This window comes from Streptomyces sp. NPDC024687, assembly GCF_055559055.1.
The window spans coordinates 50,824-68,193 of record NZ_JBVHLJ010000018.1 but is presented as its reverse complement, the minus strand read 5'-3'; the positions used below and the strand labels follow the sequence as shown (position 1 = coordinate 68,193).

General features: G+C 66.7%; 11 protein-coding genes and 4 pseudogenes. 6 read left to right on the top strand and 9 right to left on the bottom strand.

The features are described from left to right. Nucleotides 1–1,238 precede the first annotated feature (1,238 nt). Together ACZ39I_RS40500 and ACZ39I_RS40495 are read left to right on the top strand one after the other, a co-directional pair. Nucleotides 1,239–1,670: a hypothetical protein gene (locus ACZ39I_RS40500; protein ID WP_467250593.1), complete on the top strand. Its 432-nt coding sequence runs from the start codon at nt 1,239–1,241 to the stop codon at nt 1,668–1,670. A 98-nt stretch (nt 1,671–1,768) separates the two neighbouring features. Further along, nucleotides 1,769–2,728, top strand: a complete 960-nt coding sequence (locus ACZ39I_RS40495) for a helix-turn-helix domain-containing protein (protein ID WP_467250591.1) — start codon at nt 1,769–1,771, stop codon at nt 2,726–2,728. Nucleotides 2,729–2,789: 61 nt separating this feature from the next. Here ACZ39I_RS40495 and ACZ39I_RS40490 read toward each other — a convergent pair whose 3' ends face one another. The 6 genes and pseudogenes from ACZ39I_RS40490 to ACZ39I_RS40465 all read right to left on the bottom strand — a co-directional run. Then, nucleotides 2,790–3,029, bottom strand: coding sequence for a hypothetical protein (locus ACZ39I_RS40490; protein WP_467250589.1), 240 nt, complete (start codon nt 3,027–3,029; stop codon nt 2,790–2,792). After that, nucleotides 3,026–3,331, bottom strand: a complete 306-nt coding sequence (locus ACZ39I_RS40485) for a DUF6247 family protein (RefSeq protein WP_467250597.1) — start codon at nt 3,329–3,331, stop codon at nt 3,026–3,028. The genes ACZ39I_RS40490 and ACZ39I_RS40485 overlap by 4 nt, the downstream gene beginning before the upstream one ends. A gap of 113 nt (nt 3,332–3,444) precedes the next feature. Then, nucleotides 3,445–4,380, bottom strand: coding sequence for a DUF5677 domain-containing protein (locus ACZ39I_RS40480; protein ID WP_467250587.1), 936 nt, complete (start codon nt 4,378–4,380; stop codon nt 3,445–3,447). 79 nt (nt 4,381–4,459) lie between these two features. Further along, a pseudogene (gene tpg, locus ACZ39I_RS40475) lies at nt 4,460–5,016 on the bottom strand (telomere-protecting terminal protein Tpg). A 4-nt stretch (nt 5,017–5,020) separates the two neighbouring features. Next, a pseudogene (gene tap / locus ACZ39I_RS40470) lies at nt 5,021–6,874 on the bottom strand (telomere-associated protein Tap); the annotation flags it as partial. Continuing rightward, a pseudogene (locus ACZ39I_RS40465) lies at nt 6,778–7,332 on the bottom strand (IS5 family transposase); the annotation flags it as partial. The pseudogenes tap and ACZ39I_RS40465, both read right to left, overlap by 97 nt. Nucleotides 7,333–8,045: 713 nt before the next feature. On the opposite strand from ACZ39I_RS40465, the gene ACZ39I_RS40460 reads away from it, so the two are divergent. The 3 genes from ACZ39I_RS40460 to ACZ39I_RS40450 all read left to right on the top strand — a co-directional run bounded on the left by ACZ39I_RS40460 (nt 8,046) and on the right by ACZ39I_RS40450 (nt 11,119). Continuing rightward, nucleotides 8,046–9,152, top strand: a complete 1,107-nt coding sequence (locus tag ACZ39I_RS40460) for an alpha/beta fold hydrolase (protein WP_467250585.1) — start codon at nt 8,046–8,048, stop codon at nt 9,150–9,152. A 413-nt stretch (nt 9,153–9,565) separates the two neighbouring features. Further along, a complete protein-coding gene (locus ACZ39I_RS40455; protein WP_467250583.1) occupies nt 9,566–10,615 on the top strand; it encodes a glycoside hydrolase family 5 protein in 1,050 nt (349 codons plus the stop codon). Between the two features lie 381 nt (nt 10,616–10,996). Then, nucleotides 10,997–11,119, top strand: coding sequence for a hypothetical protein (locus ACZ39I_RS40450; protein ID WP_467250581.1), 123 nt, complete (start codon nt 10,997–10,999; stop codon nt 11,117–11,119). Between the two features lie 466 nt (nt 11,120–11,585). Here the strand turns inward: ACZ39I_RS40450 and ACZ39I_RS40445 are convergent, their stop codons facing one another. Further along, nucleotides 11,586–11,840: a hypothetical protein gene (locus tag ACZ39I_RS40445; protein WP_467250579.1), complete on the bottom strand. Its 255-nt coding sequence runs from the start codon at nt 11,838–11,840 to the stop codon at nt 11,586–11,588. A 15-nt stretch (nt 11,841–11,855) separates the two neighbouring features. Then, nucleotides 11,856–14,456, bottom strand: coding sequence for a hypothetical protein (locus tag ACZ39I_RS40440; RefSeq protein WP_467250577.1), 2,601 nt, complete (start codon nt 14,454–14,456; stop codon nt 11,856–11,858). 688 nt (nt 14,457–15,144) lie between these two features. Here ACZ39I_RS40440 and ACZ39I_RS40435 point away from each other — a divergent pair. Continuing rightward, nucleotides 15,145–15,390 carry an ABC transporter permease gene (locus ACZ39I_RS40435; RefSeq protein WP_467250595.1) on the top strand — a complete coding sequence of 82 codons (246 nt, stop codon included), beginning with the start codon at nt 15,145–15,147 and terminating at the stop codon, nt 15,388–15,390. A gap of 1,239 nt (nt 15,391–16,629) precedes the next feature. On the opposite strand, the pseudogene ACZ39I_RS40430 reads toward ACZ39I_RS40435, so the two are convergent. Continuing rightward, nucleotides 16,630–16,880 (bottom strand): annotated as a pseudogene (locus ACZ39I_RS40430) (LexA family protein); the annotation flags it as partial. Nucleotides 16,881–17,370 lie beyond the last annotated feature (490 nt).

The following is a 17,370-nucleotide window of genomic DNA, read 5'->3' as shown; positions in this document are numbered from 1 at the left end:
GAACTCCAGACCCTTCTCGCCGCCTGGACCGGTGCCTGCCCCACCTGCCACCGCGACATACCCACACCGATACGGACCTGACCAAGCCCTACTAGTGCTACGTCTACGAGCTGCTTGACCGCACCTGGGCGCATGAGCTGAGGGGGCGGGTCGTCGTACGGCTCGGTGCTGGCTCCGACCGCACCTGGGCAACGGCATTCGCTCGTGGGACAAGATCATGCGTGTCGCAGGTCGGCCACCTTGACCTGCATATATCTAGCCGTGGACCTGCTTCCCTGACGCATCGATCCGTTGCGATATGGGCCTTTTGGGAAGTTCCGGCGACGCTTGATCAACCGAGAGGTCATGCGTTCGAGTGCGAGATCCATCACATCCGGAGAACCGGTCGGATTTTGACCGCTCGATGCTTCGTACAGGTCTCCTGCGGCCCCAGAGCGGGGCCGCTTCTTCATCGCCCCTGTCAGGGCGGAAGCCACTGGCCCCCCGTTGCAGCGGGGGGCGCAGCCCAAGGATGCGCTCACACCAGCGAGTTGACTCCTTGGATGGGCTGACCTGGGTCAGCCGGTTTCCCCATGGTGACGTACCACGGGGAGTCTGCGGGACCGAAAGACCGATTCCGGCCGCACCATGATAAGCCTTGCTGGACAATCCAAACAACTTCTGACCAGGCCTTTTATCTATTGGTCGCGCGGTGACCTGGGATGGTCTAACAACACGGACGCTCGTGAGGCGTTGTTCACACACCCTGGCTGAAGTTCGTCAGAGGCCCCGAGTGACCTATCAACAGCGGCTCCAGAGCTACGAAATACGCGTAGCGCAACGATCTGAGCTACCGGGGCTGACTCCGGTCCACTTCTGTACGTCAGCGATCGAAATCGGCCATGCCGGGACCACTCCTGCGTACTTCACATGTTGCCCCTTCAACCTTCCAGCCGGTGAGTAGTTCAAGACGGGGTCCATGCGCCGTTCGGCCGCACTCTGCTCGCCGTCCGCACTCGCGTCGGCTAGGGCAAGATGGCTCCAGCGTTCATGCGGTTCGTTTGCAGACCTCCCGCGCAGTTCCACCGAACGCACCCCGCACCACCCATGGCAGCCAGCCATGCACGCAGTACCAGCAGGTCGCTCACACCAGCGAGTCCCCGCCCCCAACAGGGCGGGGACACCCTCTCGTCCAGTCCCGGGCGGGAGGTGACTCCCCCGCCCCCGGATGAGGGTGGGCAACGATTGGACACCCCATCGTGGGTACGAAGAAACGCGTAGCGGTGGCCGCGTCCGTGGCCGGCATGGCGGGAGCGGCGGCCGGGCTGACGGCCTCTCATCTCGGCCTGGAGGCTGACGAGTCCACCAAGATCGGCTGCGCGGTCGCCAGCATGGTGGGCGAGTTCCTCCTTCAGGTCCTGCGCTTCCTCTCCGGCAACGAGCCGGATGCCGAGACCAGTTCGGCTGCTCGCGCCGAGGACGCCTCGGCGGAGGAGGCCGGCGCCGGCGCCACCGAGGCCGGGTCCGACGACAACATCAACGCCTCCGGCGACTCGGTGGACACGGGTACTGCCTCCACGGGGAACCCGAAGCGGCCCAAGCACCGCAAGCAGCGCCGCGCGTCCCGTCGGCGTGGTGAGCGCCGCCAGGAGCGGGACCAGGGCACGGAGCAGGACAACAGCTCCTCCTGACCCACCCAGGTCCGCTGGTGCCGCCGGCTTCCGCCGGGCGGCACCAGCGGACCGCGCACCCCGCATCCAGCCGAAACCGTAGGTAGAGGAGCAGCGCCGTGGCGCGCCCTGAGAACGAACTCCCCACTGATATCCCCATGTCCTTGCGCTCGCTCGCGCACGACATGCGCGCCTTGCGCAAGGACAGCAAGCTCACCATCAAGGAGCTGTCCAAGGTCTCGAACTACTCCACCGCGGCGCTCTCGAGCGCGACCTCCGGCAAGGTCTTGCCGTCCTGGGACCTGGTGCAGGCCTTCGTCCTCGGCTGCGGCTACGACGAGGACGACATGGAGCGCTGGAAGCGTGCCTGGCGGGCGGCGCGCCGCGACATGAAGGGCACGAGCAGTGCCTCCTCCTCCGAGGACACCGGCGATCATCCGATCCCGCTGCTGCACAACCTCATGCCGCCGAAGCTGCGCCGCAGCTCCGAGCCCGCCCCGGCGCCCCAGGCGCCCGCACCGCCCCGGCCGCAGGGCCTGCTCGCTCTCGTTGAGAGCGCCCGGATGCACGAGCGGCGCGACAAGAGAGTCAGCTCCGTCACCACCGGCGACTACGTACACACCGCGCTCGCACTGTGCACGCGGCCCGAGGACGTCATCGAGGTGATGAACGAGCTCGTCATCGAGAAGGGCCTCTCGATCCAGGAGTTGGAGCAGCGCAGCAAGGAGCACTTCCCCATCTCGGACACCACCTTCACCCAGGTCCTCAACGGCAGTCAGCTGCCCACCACCGAGTGGATGTACATCTTCCTGTCCGCGTGCGGGCTCGAGGAGAAGGACACGGTGATGTGGCACTTCACCGTGACCCGGATCCGGATCGCGCAGATGCGCCTGGCCCAGAAGGAGGCCTACGAAAGGTCACGCCGACGCCGCCGCGAGCTACGCAACCTGATCAACAGGGTGTTTGACGGGTCAGAACTGGTCCAGATCAAAGTCGCCTACGTCGCCCTGGCGGTCACGAGCGTTGCTCTGTTCGTCCAGGTCATGAGCAAGGGCGTCAAGATCCCTCTCCCTTGGTGATACAGCAGCAGTGGGCCCGCTCCGGAAACCTCGCCCGGAGCGGGCCCACCCCGTGTTCTGATCAGCCGAGCCAGACGATGTCCAGGACAGACAGGCGGCGCAGGGCACGATTGGCGAAGTACACGACGGACAGCTGGCCGACGGACGCGATCCGGATGTCCTCGCCCTCCGGGTCGGCGGTGTCCCACTGCGGGTAGCCCCACGGGGCGCCGGCCGCCGCGTCCAAGAGGTCCCAGGCCACCTGCTCCACCTTCGCGGCCTGTGCGGAGAGACGGACCGCGTACGGCTGCGGTCCGTTCACGGACGCCTGCTCCGGATCTCCTTCAGGTCGACGAACCCGGTCTCGTCACGGCCGGAAGCGAGGAACGCGTCGACCGCCGGGGCGGAAGCAACGCGGGCCTGCCACACCTGGACGACCTCATACAGGTGGGCAAGGGAGAACGTCCGGCGCGACTCCTCCAAGGCCGCCGCCCACTCCCGCTCGAAGGCCGGCACCCACCTCTCCGCACGCCGGTCGGCGCGCAGCTGGGCGAGCAGCTCGGCCGGCGCTCCGGGGGCGGGGGTGTACGGGGTGACGGGTGCGTGGTCGGGCTGCGCGCTCATCTGGTCCTCCCGGCAGGTCGTCACCTCACGGTACGCGCGCCGCGACGCCGTGGATGCGGACATTGGGCAGATCCCTTCCGTAGCAACCAGCGGCCGACCGACTGATACAGCCGTCAGGCAGTATCAGCAGGCTCGACCCTTTGTACGGCCACTTCCTCCGGGCTCCAGGGGCGGGAGGGCAGGTCAGGCCCACCGCTCATGGTGCTCAACTTGCTCAACCAGCCAGCCACACGCTCGTGTGACACCTGCACGTGAGGCAGCTCCAGCCACAGGCGCAGAAAGAACATGACGGTGAACGTGATGGTGTCGATGCTCGATCGATCGTTCTCCGCGATGGTCCGCTCAATCCACCCCTCGTCGGCTTCACGGAACAGGTCCGCGATCAAGGCACCGGGCGTTGCGTGAGCCTGCTCGGACCACACGCGATACAGGAGGTTGTACTGATGTGGCCTCATCGGGTCTGCCGACGCATCCGCCAACTGGGACGTGTTTCTCCGACACCAGCTCGACACCCACTTCACCGAGCCGTCCTTCGTGTTCGCCCGGAAGTCCGTGAAGTCGTTGGCCAGGTGGTGCTCCACCATTGCGGCCAGCTCGGCATCGACCGGATGTCCCTTGTCCCGCTCATAAGCTGCTCTGCGCTGCTGAGCAAGCAGCATCTGGAGCATCCCGAACCGCGCGAACAGCAGAGTCCCCTGCCGTCGGTCCGCCATGGCGCTCAGGTACTCCATGTTCACCAGCAACTCGAACAGTTGCCGGGTCACACCAACCGCATGCTCCCAATGGCCCTGCTCCAGCAGGGCGCGGACCGCCTTCACACTGTTCGCGCCGCGCATCAAGATCTCTATGTCGAAGCGGACAAGCTGATCACTGGGATCCGGCGTCGACTGGACGGCCTTCTCCGCCGCTGCCGCGATCTCGCCCAGCAGTTTGAAGAACGGGCTCAGCCGACCCTTCGGTGACGCCGTGTGCCGTACCTGAGGATTCCCCGCCTCCTGGGCGCCGGGACGCCTCCGCGGGTCCTTCTTCCGCTTCTTGCTGATCGCCATCCTGGAACCCTAGCCGCGGTATCGAGAAGTTCGCCCCCCATTTAAGGAGACCGGAGTTTGACGGATCTTATTTCCCTGTTTAATAGTCCAGATCCAAATAGTCGATGTCGTTGATTTCCACATCCAACAGTCCCATGGCGCGGCCGCCGCCGTCCTGGAAATAGATTTTTTGAATCCATCGGCGATGATCCCACGCATCTGCTGGTCGCTGGCGCCCGCGTCGCGGGCGTCGAACAGGCGGCGGGCGTACTCCGGGGGGAGGTGCACGGTGAGTCGTCGGAACCGTCCGTCGTCGGTCGTGCCGATCGGCGCGGTGTACCCGAATCGGGCGCGGGTCTCCACGGTGATCCCGGTTGTGGTGGCGGCCTGTTGCTGCCGGCGCTTGCGGACCTGTGGCTGCCATCGCTGCCGTACGGCGTCGTCGATCTTCGCGGCGACGTCGGGGCGGGCGTGTTTGCGGGCGCCGCGCCGGTAGCGGTTGACGGAGTCGGCGGTGACGCCGATCTCCTGCGCGACGGCCTTCGCGCTGCCGAACTGCCGGATCAGGTAGCCGATCTGGCCCTTGAGGGTCTTGGGCGGCTGGCGGGTGAAGGCTTCCCGGTCTGCCCGTTCGATCGCGTCGTCGATCTCCCCCACGGCTCTACTCTCCTTCGTCGAGGACGGCGTCGCCGCCCTTGATGTGCCGTGCGGGGTTCAGGCCCTTCTCCATCAGGTCGACCGCCCACAGCATCGACTGGACGCCCTCCAGCTTCGCCAGACCCGGCGTGGGCCCAAGGCGGAACCCGCCCGGCTGCGGCTTGCCAGATGTCGCGTAGGGCAGGAAGTTCAGCGGGCTCTCGCCGGGGCTCGGGTAGACGACGCAGTCGGAGAGCACGGCGAGCGGGAACAGGCCGGTCATTTTCGCCATGTTGTTGAGCTTGCGGTGCATGTTCACCCGCGCCTTGCTGATGACGGCGGCCCGGATGTCGGGGCGCCAGGTCGGCCGCTCGAGGGCCGGCCACCGCTCGCCCTCCTGGTAGTGGCGGCCCTGCGGGCGCTCGCGGAGCTTGCCGACGCCGCCCTTCACTGTGGCCTTGATGGCGGCCAGGACGGCCGCCAGGGCCGGATCGACGTCCTTGGGCCGCTCCATCGCCGCGAGGAAGCCCTGGTCGTCCAGGTCCTTGGTGACGCCGAGGTCGGCGAGGGTGTCGACGTACGCGGCCTTGAGCCGGTCGTGCCACGGGTCCAGGTACGCACCGGTCTCCCGGCGCAGGTACCCCTCGATCGGGGTGACGTTGTAGCCGAGCTCCTGGGCGTAGGCGACGGTATGCGTCTGGTACCAGGCCGGGCCCGTCGGGCGCTCCCCGGTCGGCGTGAACGGCGACGGCAGGCGCGGGTCAAGCTCCACGTGGGACAGGTCCACCAGCCAGGAGCCGGGCACCTTGGGGTTGAACGGCGGATTCACGAAGTGCACGGGCTCCGACAGGCCGACGACCAGGCGGGCCGCTGCGGCGAGGAACGCGATGTTCAGGTCCAGGCCCACCGCGAAGGGCAGAGTGCACTCCTCATCGGTGAGCAGGTCCACCGGCCGCACCCACTGGTACGCCTCCTCATTGAGGAAGCCGCCCGTCCAGCCGGAGTTCACGACGACGGGGTGTTCGGCGGTGGCTTCCGGCGGCGCCGGGTCCATCGGCTCCGTGCCGAGCGAGCCGGGGTTGTGGCCGGAGATCCAGTTGCCGGTCGCCTCGTCCCGCACGGCCTTGGTCGGCGGGCGCAGCGCCGTCATCAGCTCCAGCCCGGACACGGCCGTGGAGCCGCGCGGGGTGATGACCCGAGTCGCGTACACCCCCAGGATGCGCGCGATGTCAGTCGGCTCCATCTCCGCGACCCCGGGCCAGGACCGCTCATCGAGGGCGTCCCACGACAGGATCGCCAGCTGCACGCACTGCCGCTCCCGCCCTTGGGCCTTGCGGTAGATGCGCGCCCACGGGCCGAACCCGCGCTGGGTGAGCTGCCACTTCGCGCGAGCGACCTGCTTGACCACCGGATGGTCCTCCGGCAGGCGCAGGGAGCGGCGCTGCTCGTGGCCCTCCAGGCGCTCCGGCAGCCCGAGCTTCACGGCGGCCGCCGCGGTGAGCACGATCAGAGGGTCGGAGTCCTTGCCGTACCGGTTGAGCTTCGCGGCACCGAGACCGGACTCGCGCAGCGTCCACTCCACCAGCTCCGGGATCGTGGTGACCGGGCAGTCCAGCACGATGCCGTCGACGCCGTACGCGGAGCCATCACCGTCCAGCACCGCGAGCGGACCGTGCGGGAACCGCGGGTCGACGGCGGGCTTCGCAGCCTTCTTCCCGACAGGGCGACGCGACGACGTCGCCGGGCCGGCGGGGCGCTTCGGTGCGGCCGAGGCAGCGAGTGCCTGCGGATGCCGGGATGGCCGGCGGCAACCTGGTCGAGCAGCTGGGTGCCGGCCACGGAGTCCTGGACACTGGCCGCGGTGACCAGCACCGCGAGAAGCAGGCCGAGCGTGTCGGTGACGATGCTCCGCTTGCGGCCGACGATCTTCTTGCCTGCGTCCGTGCCCTGGCTCGCGGCGGGGACGCTGGTGGAGGTCTTCACGCTCTGCGCGTCGATCACGCAGGCCGAAGGCTCGGCATTCCGGCCCTCCTTTCGCCTCACCAACTCCCGCAGCACGCCGTTGAGCTGGGCAAATACCCCTTCCTTCTGCCACTTCGCGAAGCAGCCGTAGACCGTCTCCCAGGGCGGGAAGTCGTGCGGCAGGTAGCGCCACTGCACCCCCGTGCGGTCCACATAGAGGATCGCGTTCATGATCTCGCGCAGGTCGTGTTCGGGAGGCCGGCCGAAGTCCAGGGCCCGGCCGCGGCGCTCGAAGCGCCAGGCCGCGAGGACCGGCTCGATCAACTCCCAGCGGGCATCGGACAGATCACTCGGATACGGACGTCGCTCACTCATGACCTGGGCGTACCGCTCCGAGCCGAGTGCGCCCAGGCGTGCGGCTTCGGTCGTGGAAGCACGACATGGAACCGGGCGTCTTGGAATGAGACAGGCGCACGTCGCATCCTGCCCCAGACATCACCCCGTCCGGCTCTCAAGGCCCACTCGTGCCGACAACCTCACCAGCATCGGACCACTGCGACTCGCAATTTATGAGATACATAAATAATTAAGGTGGAAACGACCTCTGACGCAGCGCGGGGTCATATTTCACGTGCCGGAATCGTCTCCCATTTCAAGCGTCGCCGACAGTATCACTGGATGAAGAATGCCTGACACCCAATCACTCTTACTGCACGGCGTTTAACTTTTAACAATCCATTTTCGATTTCACACAGTCGCGCACCAGTTGCCCGTTGCTCAGAACGGGTGAAGACTGATAAGAGGACGGCTCTGCACTTTCGACGCCGTGGCGCCGCCTGTAATGTCGGGAGGCGCAATCATAGGAATCCCTCTGCTCGGCCCCACCACCCCAAGGTGGAAATCACGGGCGCGCAGTACGACTCCCCGGGCCGCGACGTCCGTAGCCACCCCGATAGCTGTCCAGGCGCCTCGGTCGCCGCGACCCGGGGCTGGCCTACCGAACGAACGGACGCCGAGACATGACAATCACCACCACCGACCATGCGGTACCCCACGTCTCCCAGCTCCCTCTCAACGACGGCCAGACCGTGAGCCTCTTCGTGCGGGAGCGCGACGGCACCCGACCGGGGAGCGACCGGACGGCCGTGCTCATGCTGCACGGCCGCAGCATCCCGGTGCTGCCCAGCGCCGATCTCGGCGCGGGGAAATACAACTGGATGCTGTCGCTGGCCAGGGCCGGTTTCGATGTGTTCGCCATGGACCTTCAGGGAAACGGCCGTTCGTCCCGGCCGGATGTGATGCAGCAGCCCTGCAACACATCTCAGGCCCAGCAGCAGGTGCTGCTCGGCGGCAACCCGCTGACGTCGGTCTGCACCCCCGACCACGACAGTCAGCTCGGCGATTCGCGCAGCGACTGGTCTGAGGTGGACACAGTCGTCAAGTTCATCAAGAAGCGGCACGGCGTTTCGAAGGTCGCGCTCATGGGCTGGTCCGCAGCAGCCCTCGCGCTCGGTCCGTACGCCATCGAGCACCCAGGCCATGTGAGCAGCCTGTTCCTGCTGGCGCCTGTTTTCGGCCCCAACTATCAGGCAAGCGCTCCGGGCACCGACTGGGACCCACCCTTCCCACTGCCCCTGTCGGCCAGCACGGACGCCAGGTGGGGCTTCCCCATGAACCTCACCAGCAGGGAAGGCTTCGAAAGGGCCTGGAACCGGGAGATGGGCTGCCCGGAGCAGCGGGAGGAGGGCATGGTCGACGCCGTCTGGGACGCGATCATGGACAGCGACATGTTCGGCAGTAACTGGGGGGCCAAGAAATACGGAGTACCCCAGGGAGTGCTGCGCTTCCGGAACGCCTTCTGGTGGGGCTGGAACAAGAATGGCGTGAAGGTGAAGAACATCCTCGGGGACAAGGTGCCTGTGCTCATTGTCTACGGGGAGCACGACAAGACAGTGAACAGCGTACCGGGAACTGTCCCGTTCCTATCGGTCCCGGACCTCTACAAGGCTGTCCCGGGCACGCGGAAGCTGATGTTCAAGGTGGCCTGCTCCGGCCACCAGCTCCAGTGGGAGACGCCGGCGGCCGCACATCTGCACAACCTGTCCCGCAAGTGGCTCAAACACACCGCTGTCGACGGACACACCACGGGCAGCTTCGAGATGGACGAAGACGGTGACTACACCCCCGTGCCGTGATCACACAAGAACGCCGACCAGTCCGACGGAGGCTCAGCAACTCTTCGCGTATGTGGGCCTGGGTGCTCTCGTGATCATGACGTGGCTGTCGCTCGGATGGGAACCGGGACTGGCCGCAGAAGCAGAATCTCCGGTCAAGGCCAGCCTCCTCGCACTCGCCGAAAGCCCAGCTGCGATCACCGGTGCACTGCGGGCCGCAAGCCTGATCGCCCAGCAGACATGGCCGGCCGTTATCAGCGCGTCCCCGCCCTTTCCAGTAGTGGGTCGGTGATCGCGGTTAAAAACGGATGCCGCGCCCGCCAGTTCCGGCAGCAGTGGCCCGGCCTGGCCGGGCTGACTGCCTAGGTCGGGCTCCGTCCATCCGAGCGCACCGACTGTGACTACGGCGAGAGCGCAATATCTGAGGAGGGAACATGCAGAAGCGACCGAGGCATCTGTTGCCCACAGAAGCGGCCACGGCGCTGGCGTCCGCGTCCGGACCCGCCGATGAGGCCGAGGCCGCCACCGGTATCCGTGTCAGCAACGGACGTGTCGTCGAGGCCAACGGCAACGACTTTGTGATGCGCGGCGTCAACCATCCTCACGCTTGGTATACCGACCGGACGGGCTCCCTCGCCGACATCAAGGCGAAGGGCGCCAACGCCGTCCGCGTGGTGCTTTCTAGCGGCCAGCAGTGGCCGATGACCAGCGTCGCTGAAGTCTCTAACATCGTCGGCCTGTGCAAGCAGAACCGGCTGATCTGCGTGCTGGAGGTGCACGACACCACCGGCTACGGCGAGGAGAGCGGCGCCGCCACGCTCTCCCAGGCCGCCGATTACTGGATCAAGGTCAAAGGAGCACTGCGGGGCCAGGAAAGCTACGTCGTGATCAACATCGGGAACGAGCCGTACGGCAACAAAGATTACGAGCGCTGGGCTTCCGACACCAGCGCCGCCATCCGGAAGCTGCGAAGCGCAGGCTTTGGCCACGCCATCATGGTCGACGCCCCCAACTGGGGCCAGGATTACTCGGGTACCATGCGCAACGACGCCCACTCGGTCTTCGAAGGCGACCCCAAGCGGAACACGATCTTCTCGATCCACATGTACGGGGTCTACGAAACCGCCTGCGCGGTGCGGGACTACCTCGACTACTTCGTCAGCGCCGGGTTGCCGATCATGATAGGTGAGTTCGGCGACTGGCACACCGACGGCAACCCCAACGAGGACGCGATCATGGCCACCGCGGAGGAACTCAGTCTGGGGTACCTGGGCTGGTCCTGGAGCGGCAACACTGGCGGCTACCTGGACATGGTCAAAAACTTCAAGGCCAACTCCCTGACCGACTGGGGCAAACGCATTTTCAGCGGCACCGACGGCATCGCAACCACCGCGAAGGAGGCCACCATCTACGCCAGCGGCGGCAGCGGTGGCAGCACCGGCGGCAATGACGGCACCGCCCCGAGGGGGCACCTCAACGGCTGAACGGCGTCCCGGCCGACCCCGCGCACCACCTGCCCCCCGATGTGCCGGAGCTGCTGGCTCGCCGTGTGCGGCCAGCGCCCGTGGCTTCTTCGCCTCGGCCGCGGCGGCCTCGTGGTTCTCCGCAGCGACTTCACCGACCCGCGGCGCGTCGACCCGCGCTCGGCGGCACGGCCCCTGCCGCCGGAACTGGTCGCGGACGTGGTCCACGTATCCCGTGCGGCGCCCTGGCGGCAGAGGAAACTGGCCACTCGCCGCATGCTGCCTGCGCCAGCTGGCCGAGGAGACCGGCCTGCGGATCCTGGTGGTTCACGCCCCACCCGACGCGGAACCGCCCCCGGGGTCGGTCTAACAGGACCGCTGCAGTGGCTGCTGCTGCTTGCCGTGATCGCCGCCATGCGCTGTCTGTTCGTGCCGGCCGTTCTCGACGCGTCGCCGAGGGTGCTCGCCGAGGCGCTCTGCCTGGATGTGCCCGTCGTTGTCAATCGGGCGATTCTCGGCGGCTGACAGTCCCGGGCGACGATGACCGCGGTCAGCCCGGGGCCCGCCAGCCGCGCGATGTCACGTGCCGTGGATCCGTGAAGGACACCTGTAGGGGACGTCTCCCCGTTCCTGACGATTGGGACCACAGGCCGCACCGTATTCTCCGGCTCATCCGGAAACGGTCCAACAGGCAAGGTCCGAGGCGCGAGAACCCACGGCGGTCAAATCACGATCACGTCGCGGGGGCGCTGCCCGCCGGCTGGTCGGTGGCGGTTGACGACGGTTCGGTCGTGTACGCCTGGTCGGAAGATGCCGGTGGCGGCCCGGCGGCGGCGCCGGAGGCTGGAGCGGGACCCATGTCGACTCCGGCGACGGGCTCCGGCCTCGGTACCGGAGGGGAACAATCCTGGGAGGACGGCTGCTCCGCAGCGCCGTCGATCTCGATCGTTATGCGCATGGCTCGATCCTTCCCTGCGGTGGTGCGGGTAGTTCAGTTCAGGACGGCGTACCGGGCCTCGTAGGTCATCGTCGTTGCCGTCAGGTTCTTCACAGTGATCCAGTACGTCACCTGGCCGGCGTCCGAGCGCTCGACGGCCACGTCCCAGTCGACCTGGGGATTGCCGGCCTGCGGGGAAGTCGGCACCATGTACCAGACCACGTGCCAGGCGGGTGGCCATCCGTAGGTGAACAGACGCGTGCTGGCGTTGGGCCCGAGCGATCCGGTGTATTGAACGTTGGTCCACATCGCGCTTCTCCAGGTTCAGTAGCGGCTGAGGATGGCGAACCGGCCCTCGAAGGCGACCGGAATCGTTGTGAGGTTGGTGACGGAGATCCAGTACGCGACGTACTCGGCGTCCCCTCGTTCCACCTGGACCTGCCAGGTCATCTCCTCGGCACCTGGACGAGGCGTGGTGGGCATAACCGTCCACAGGACGTGCCAAGTGGCGGGCCAGCCCCAAGTGAAGAATCGGCGGGTCGAGTTCGCCGGGACCGTGCCGGTCCACTGCACGCCGCACACCGGCTCGGTCATCCAGCCGTCTACCGGGATTTCCCAGACACCCCGGTTACGCAGGCCGGCCCGGAGCACCCTGGCGTGCCGGTGGTACAGCAGGTCGCCGACGAACGCATTGGGCAGGCCGCTGGAGAAGATCTGCCAGGAGGCACCGCCATCCACGGTCTGGTAGACGCCGAGATCCGCGGCGACCCAGACGCGGTCGCGGTTGCCTGGGTGTACCTCGACGGCGTTCAGCGGCAGGTTGGGGAGCGCCGCCGTGCGGTCCACCCAGGTCGTGCCCCCGTCGGTCGACCGCCAGGCCCGGCCGCCGCTGGGGGTCGTGTGGGTCACCCATATGCGGTTCTGATCGGTGGGATCGACGTGAATGTCACTGATCCAGGCGTTGGCGCGAGGCGTCGTGAGTGCGGTGAGCGTGCCCCATGCGGTCCCGTTCCACCGTGTAACGAACAACCGGCCGTCGGTACTGCCGACGTACACCTGGTCCGCCGTCGGGATGTACATCGCGGAGGCGGTGGCCGCCGCAGGGTAGGCCAGCCGCGTCCAGTTGGCGCAGTTGTCGCGGGAGACGTAGAGGGCTCCGCCGCCCTGGGCGACCGTATTGCCGTTGGTGGCGCTGGACTCGACCGGCGGATAGAAGAGTGCCGATTCTCCGGAAGGGATCGTCGGCGAGAGCCATGCCCAGCTGCCCCAGTCTCCGCGCGAGGCGGAACGTTCTATGCCCATGCCGTAGAAGGTGTGGAACACCGTCCGCGGATCGGTGCGGTTGACCGCGCAGTCGCCGCCGTCACCATCCTGGGAGTGCAGCCAAGTGGGCGAACCTGTCCAGCGTTCGGTGCCGTTGTCCTGTGTGCCTCCGAGGAGCCAGCGTGAGGAGCCCAGGTCCTGGGCGATGTACTCGAACTCGGTGATCTCCAGACCGTTGTTGAGGTGCTGCCAGGTAACGCCCCGGTCCGGGCTGCGGTAGAGCCCGCCGTCGTTGCCGATGTAGACCACCTGGGGCTGGCCCGGTTCAAATGCGATGGCGTGCTGGTCGGGGTGTATGGACTGACCCGGCGAGGGCTTGCTGGCTATGTCCGTCCAGGTCCATGTGGTCCCGGAGAGGTCACCTCGGTGGGCGCTGATGGCTCCGCAGTAGATCTGGCCGGCGTTGTCCGGGGCCACGGCCAGGAACCAGTCGTACCAAGCCTGAGTGACGTTCACCCCGGTGGGAGCGCCGATAGCGGACCAAGTGCCCGCGGAGCGTCGCGCCAGGTATGCCGTGGACCCGAACGCGCCCCATGCGTAGGCGACAGTTGGGTCGGACGGGGCGATGGCAACGGTGAGCCTTGCGAAGTTCGCCGGTGAGTTCGGCAGGGTCACTGCAGTCCAGGTGACTCCGCCATCAGTGGACCGGAACAAGCCGTCCGAACACGCGGCGAGTACCTCGGCCCCGGAAGGGGCCACCGCGACCGTCCAGGTCCTCGCGTTGCGGCGCCGTGTCCACGTTGCACCGCTGTTCGTGGAGACGTAGAGGCCGCCCGTTGTCGCGGCGTAGACCCGCGTGGGGGTGCCCCGGTCGAATACCAGGTCGTAAAACCCTTGGCCGACGAAGGGAGCGGTGCACAGGGTCGCCCAGGTGAGTCCGCCGTCGGTGGACCGGAGGATGCCGGTGCCGAAATTGGCCCACCAGTTACCTTCGCCTGTGCCCGCAAGGACGGTTGCCGGAGTGGTCGGATGGAAGGCGATGGCGCCCGTCGTCAGGGTCGCCGCATTGTCGGTACGCGGAGCCCATGACAGCCCGCGGTTGCGGCTCTCCCAAATTCCGCCGTGGGCTCCTCCGGCCAGCAGGTGGTTGACATTGCCGGGATCGACAGCCACGGATGAGATGCGGCCGGAGACGTTGGTCCGGGTGGCGCCATAGGTTTGCCCGTTGGGTATTGTCCACGGCCCGAGCGAGCGCCAGGTGGGGCCGGTGGGGCTCGGTGGGGTCGTCGACAGCGTCTCCGCGACGGCCATGTAGTTCGCGGCGAGCTGCTCCATTTCGTCGTCAGCCGGACCTCCGCCGCGGCTCGGCGGCGTGCTGTGCCTCGTGTCGTCGCCCTCACTCCCGCCCTCGCCCTCCTGATCGGCGGAGGAAGCGCCCCCCTCACCAGCGGAGGAGCCGCCTTGGGGGCCGGCCACGCTGTCAAGCAGGGCCTGTGCCGTGTCCTCATCCATATCCGGGCGCGCAAGGATGGCGGCCTCCACGGCTACTTCCGCGTGGCCGGTGCGGGCCAACTCAAGCATCAGCCGCGCCAGTACCTTCCCGCCGGGAAAGTCTTGGTGATCGGCCGTTGCCACTGTTCTGCCTTGGGGCTTCCCACGCATGGTTGATCTCCTCGTGCCGTCGAGGTCTCGCGTTACGGCTTGGCCTGATGGCCGTAGGGAGGCTCGGAGGGCGCGACCGGGTCCGACTGGGCCCGGGAGTCGCCGCTATCCTCTGCCGGGGCCTCATCGTCCTCGTCCTCTTCGCTGGCGTCCTTCTCCCCTAGCCCTCTGGCCCGCAAATATTCCTCTCGCCGACGCACCGCGCGATCGTCTTCCGAATCGTCCGGAACTCCGGCCGGTTTGCGTATCAACTCGACCTCCCGGCCGTCATGCGGATGAGGATAAGGACGAAAGAGGCGTACGGAATCCGCCACGCGTGACCTCGCGCGAAAAGAGATGAGTTCCATCCACCAGCCGATCCGCCAGCGCATTGAACGAGTCGACCGGATTGTGCTAACTCAGCGCGAACCCACGCCGCCATCTCCTCGCAGCCCTTCCCGGCGCGTTCTCCGCTTCGTTCATGGACCGTGATAACTTCCACTGCCCGATGTTTGATCGCAAAAGCCGTAACTATCTTCCGCCCAGCCTGACCGTGCCGCAACCCTGGACATTTTTCGGTTGGTTGACCCAGCAAATTGTGAAGGCGAAACCACAATGACAGCCCGGCGGCGCATTTGACGATTGTCGAACCGCGTCGCCCAATAGAATGGGACAGGAGATCCAGGGGACGCCTTCACTAAGGGTGGCCATGATGATGCGGAATGTACACATGCGGGCGTGGGTAGAAACAATCGCCGCTGCGATCAGTGGGATCATTTTCGTGGTCACCCTGATCTGGCGGGACTGGATCGAGCGGGTTTTTGGCGTCGATCCGGACATGGGAAGCGGCGCCCTGGAATGGGCGATCGTCGCTGTGGCGCTCTGTGCAACGGTTACTTTCTCTCTACTCGCACGCGCGGAATGGCACAGAGTCAGAGAAAATCCCACCGCATGAGCCTGCCCCAACTACGGTGTGACAAGCGGAGTCCGGAGCGATCGATCGCGACGTACCCAACCGGAGAGCGCGGCGGCTGAGGAAACGAAGTCCAAGACACTGCTCAGCACAGCCCGGTCCGGCATAGCCGATCTCCAGGCAGAAAGGTACGGTCGGGGCTCGCTCGCGTATCTGCCTGGCAGACATTGTGCGAGCTCAGCCTCCGGTGAGCCCGAAGCGGCCGGCCAGCTCATCCACCACGCGACGGTCCGTATCGGACAGCTTTACGCCGCCCGCCAAGAGAGATTCCCAAGTCGGGGTTGTCGAGCGACCGTTTAACACAGTGATGCCCACGAGGCCTTCCCAAGGGCGCCTAGCCTAACGGTTTCCTCAAGGCCGGTGCAGGTGCGACCGAACCGGAACCGGGCCGTTCGTTGGCGGCCTCGGCTTCGGCTGCTGCTGCGGTCGGAAGGGGGTTCTGGACTGCCTGGGCTGTTGCAGCCGGAACCGCCGTGTCGGGTGCCGTCCGCGGCTGCGGCGAGCAGTACGGCGATGGGGGTCCTATGGCGCCACAGAACCTGGGGGCGGCCCTCGGCGCCGTACTGGATCAGATCTCCAAGCGTTTCGCGGGCATCCGCGAAGCTGTGGGTGGGGGCTTGGGTGAGGTCCCAGTCCCGCTCAGCTGCGTGGGCGGAGTGGTGAGCAGTGCATGGCGCGGGCCGCGCGTCAGGGGCGTAGGGCGCCCTTCGGTGGCAGCGTTGATCAGCTGCTTGAGTGTGCTGCGGGGCTCGTGCAGCGTCGCTGGGCCGGTGCGCGCCGGGGCGTGGGATGATTCCGCATCAGGGGCGGTGGAGGTTGTGCCCGGCTTGGTCAACGGGCCCTCGACTGAATTAAGTTGACTGTCCTCGCCGTGTCGGCGGACGGCGTGCTCGGAGGCTGTCTTGGCTTCTGCGGATGGGGTGGGAGGTGTCGGCAAACTTAGGGGCCAGCGTCCTTCACCCACGATGGGGCCAGGCCCCAGCACAGCGGCCGCAGTTCACGCTTCGCCGCCGCGATGTCTTGTTTGTCGTCGCGGAGTGTGCGCTCGAGGACAGCTCACACGTCGTTGGTCGGGCGACATTCCAGTTCGGCGCGAGCGTCTCCTTCACGGGGGCGTCGGGCGCCTGGAAGAGCAGCGCCAGTTCCTGCGGGCTGCGAGCGGATGCGTATGACCACACATACCGTCACTCTCGCGGCTCTGGGCAACCATGTGACCCGGGTCTACAGCACGTGCAGGACGCCGATGACTTTGCCAAGAATGCCTACGTCGTCGCCGGGAATGGGTTCGAAGGACGGCTCGCGCGGCATCAGCCACACCCGTCCGTCCTGCCGCCTCACACCTTCACTGTGGCCCAGTCGTCCAGGAGCTCGGCGACGATGTCGCCGTGGTCGGCGCTGTCTTGCCGCCTTACAGTCACATCATCGCAGTGGCAGATCGCGGCGTCGATCATGGAGTCGCCAGAGACCGGCAACCGACGAGTTCGCCGAATCTCGTGGATTCCGCCTGGGAACCGGTCGCGATTCTCTCCTCGCGTTGAGTCTGGCGTGGGTTCGCTTGCGTGTCTGCGCGCGACTCTGCCACTGGCCGCAGCATCGAGCGGGCCTGGGGCGAGGACACTGATGCACGGAGGACCCCGCAGGCTGGACCCCAATGGGCGGTAGGAGTTGCACTCCGACGGCGGAGCAGTAATTGCGAATCCGGCCTTGCAGACTCAGAGTCGGTACATAGCGGGGCAAGGGGGCGCCGGGGTCTGTCCGTGGCGCGAAACCCAGCGGAAACGCATGGCAAGACATGCTCCGAACCACGGCGCGTTGACGACTGGAGCAGCATCATGCCAGCAGAGCGGTCATATCTGATCACTGGAACGATCACGGACTCCAAGGGGAATCCGCTTCCGGACGCTCTGGTCCGGGCCTCCGGACCGGGGCAGGGTCACCAGGATTCACCGCTGGGGGAGGCTT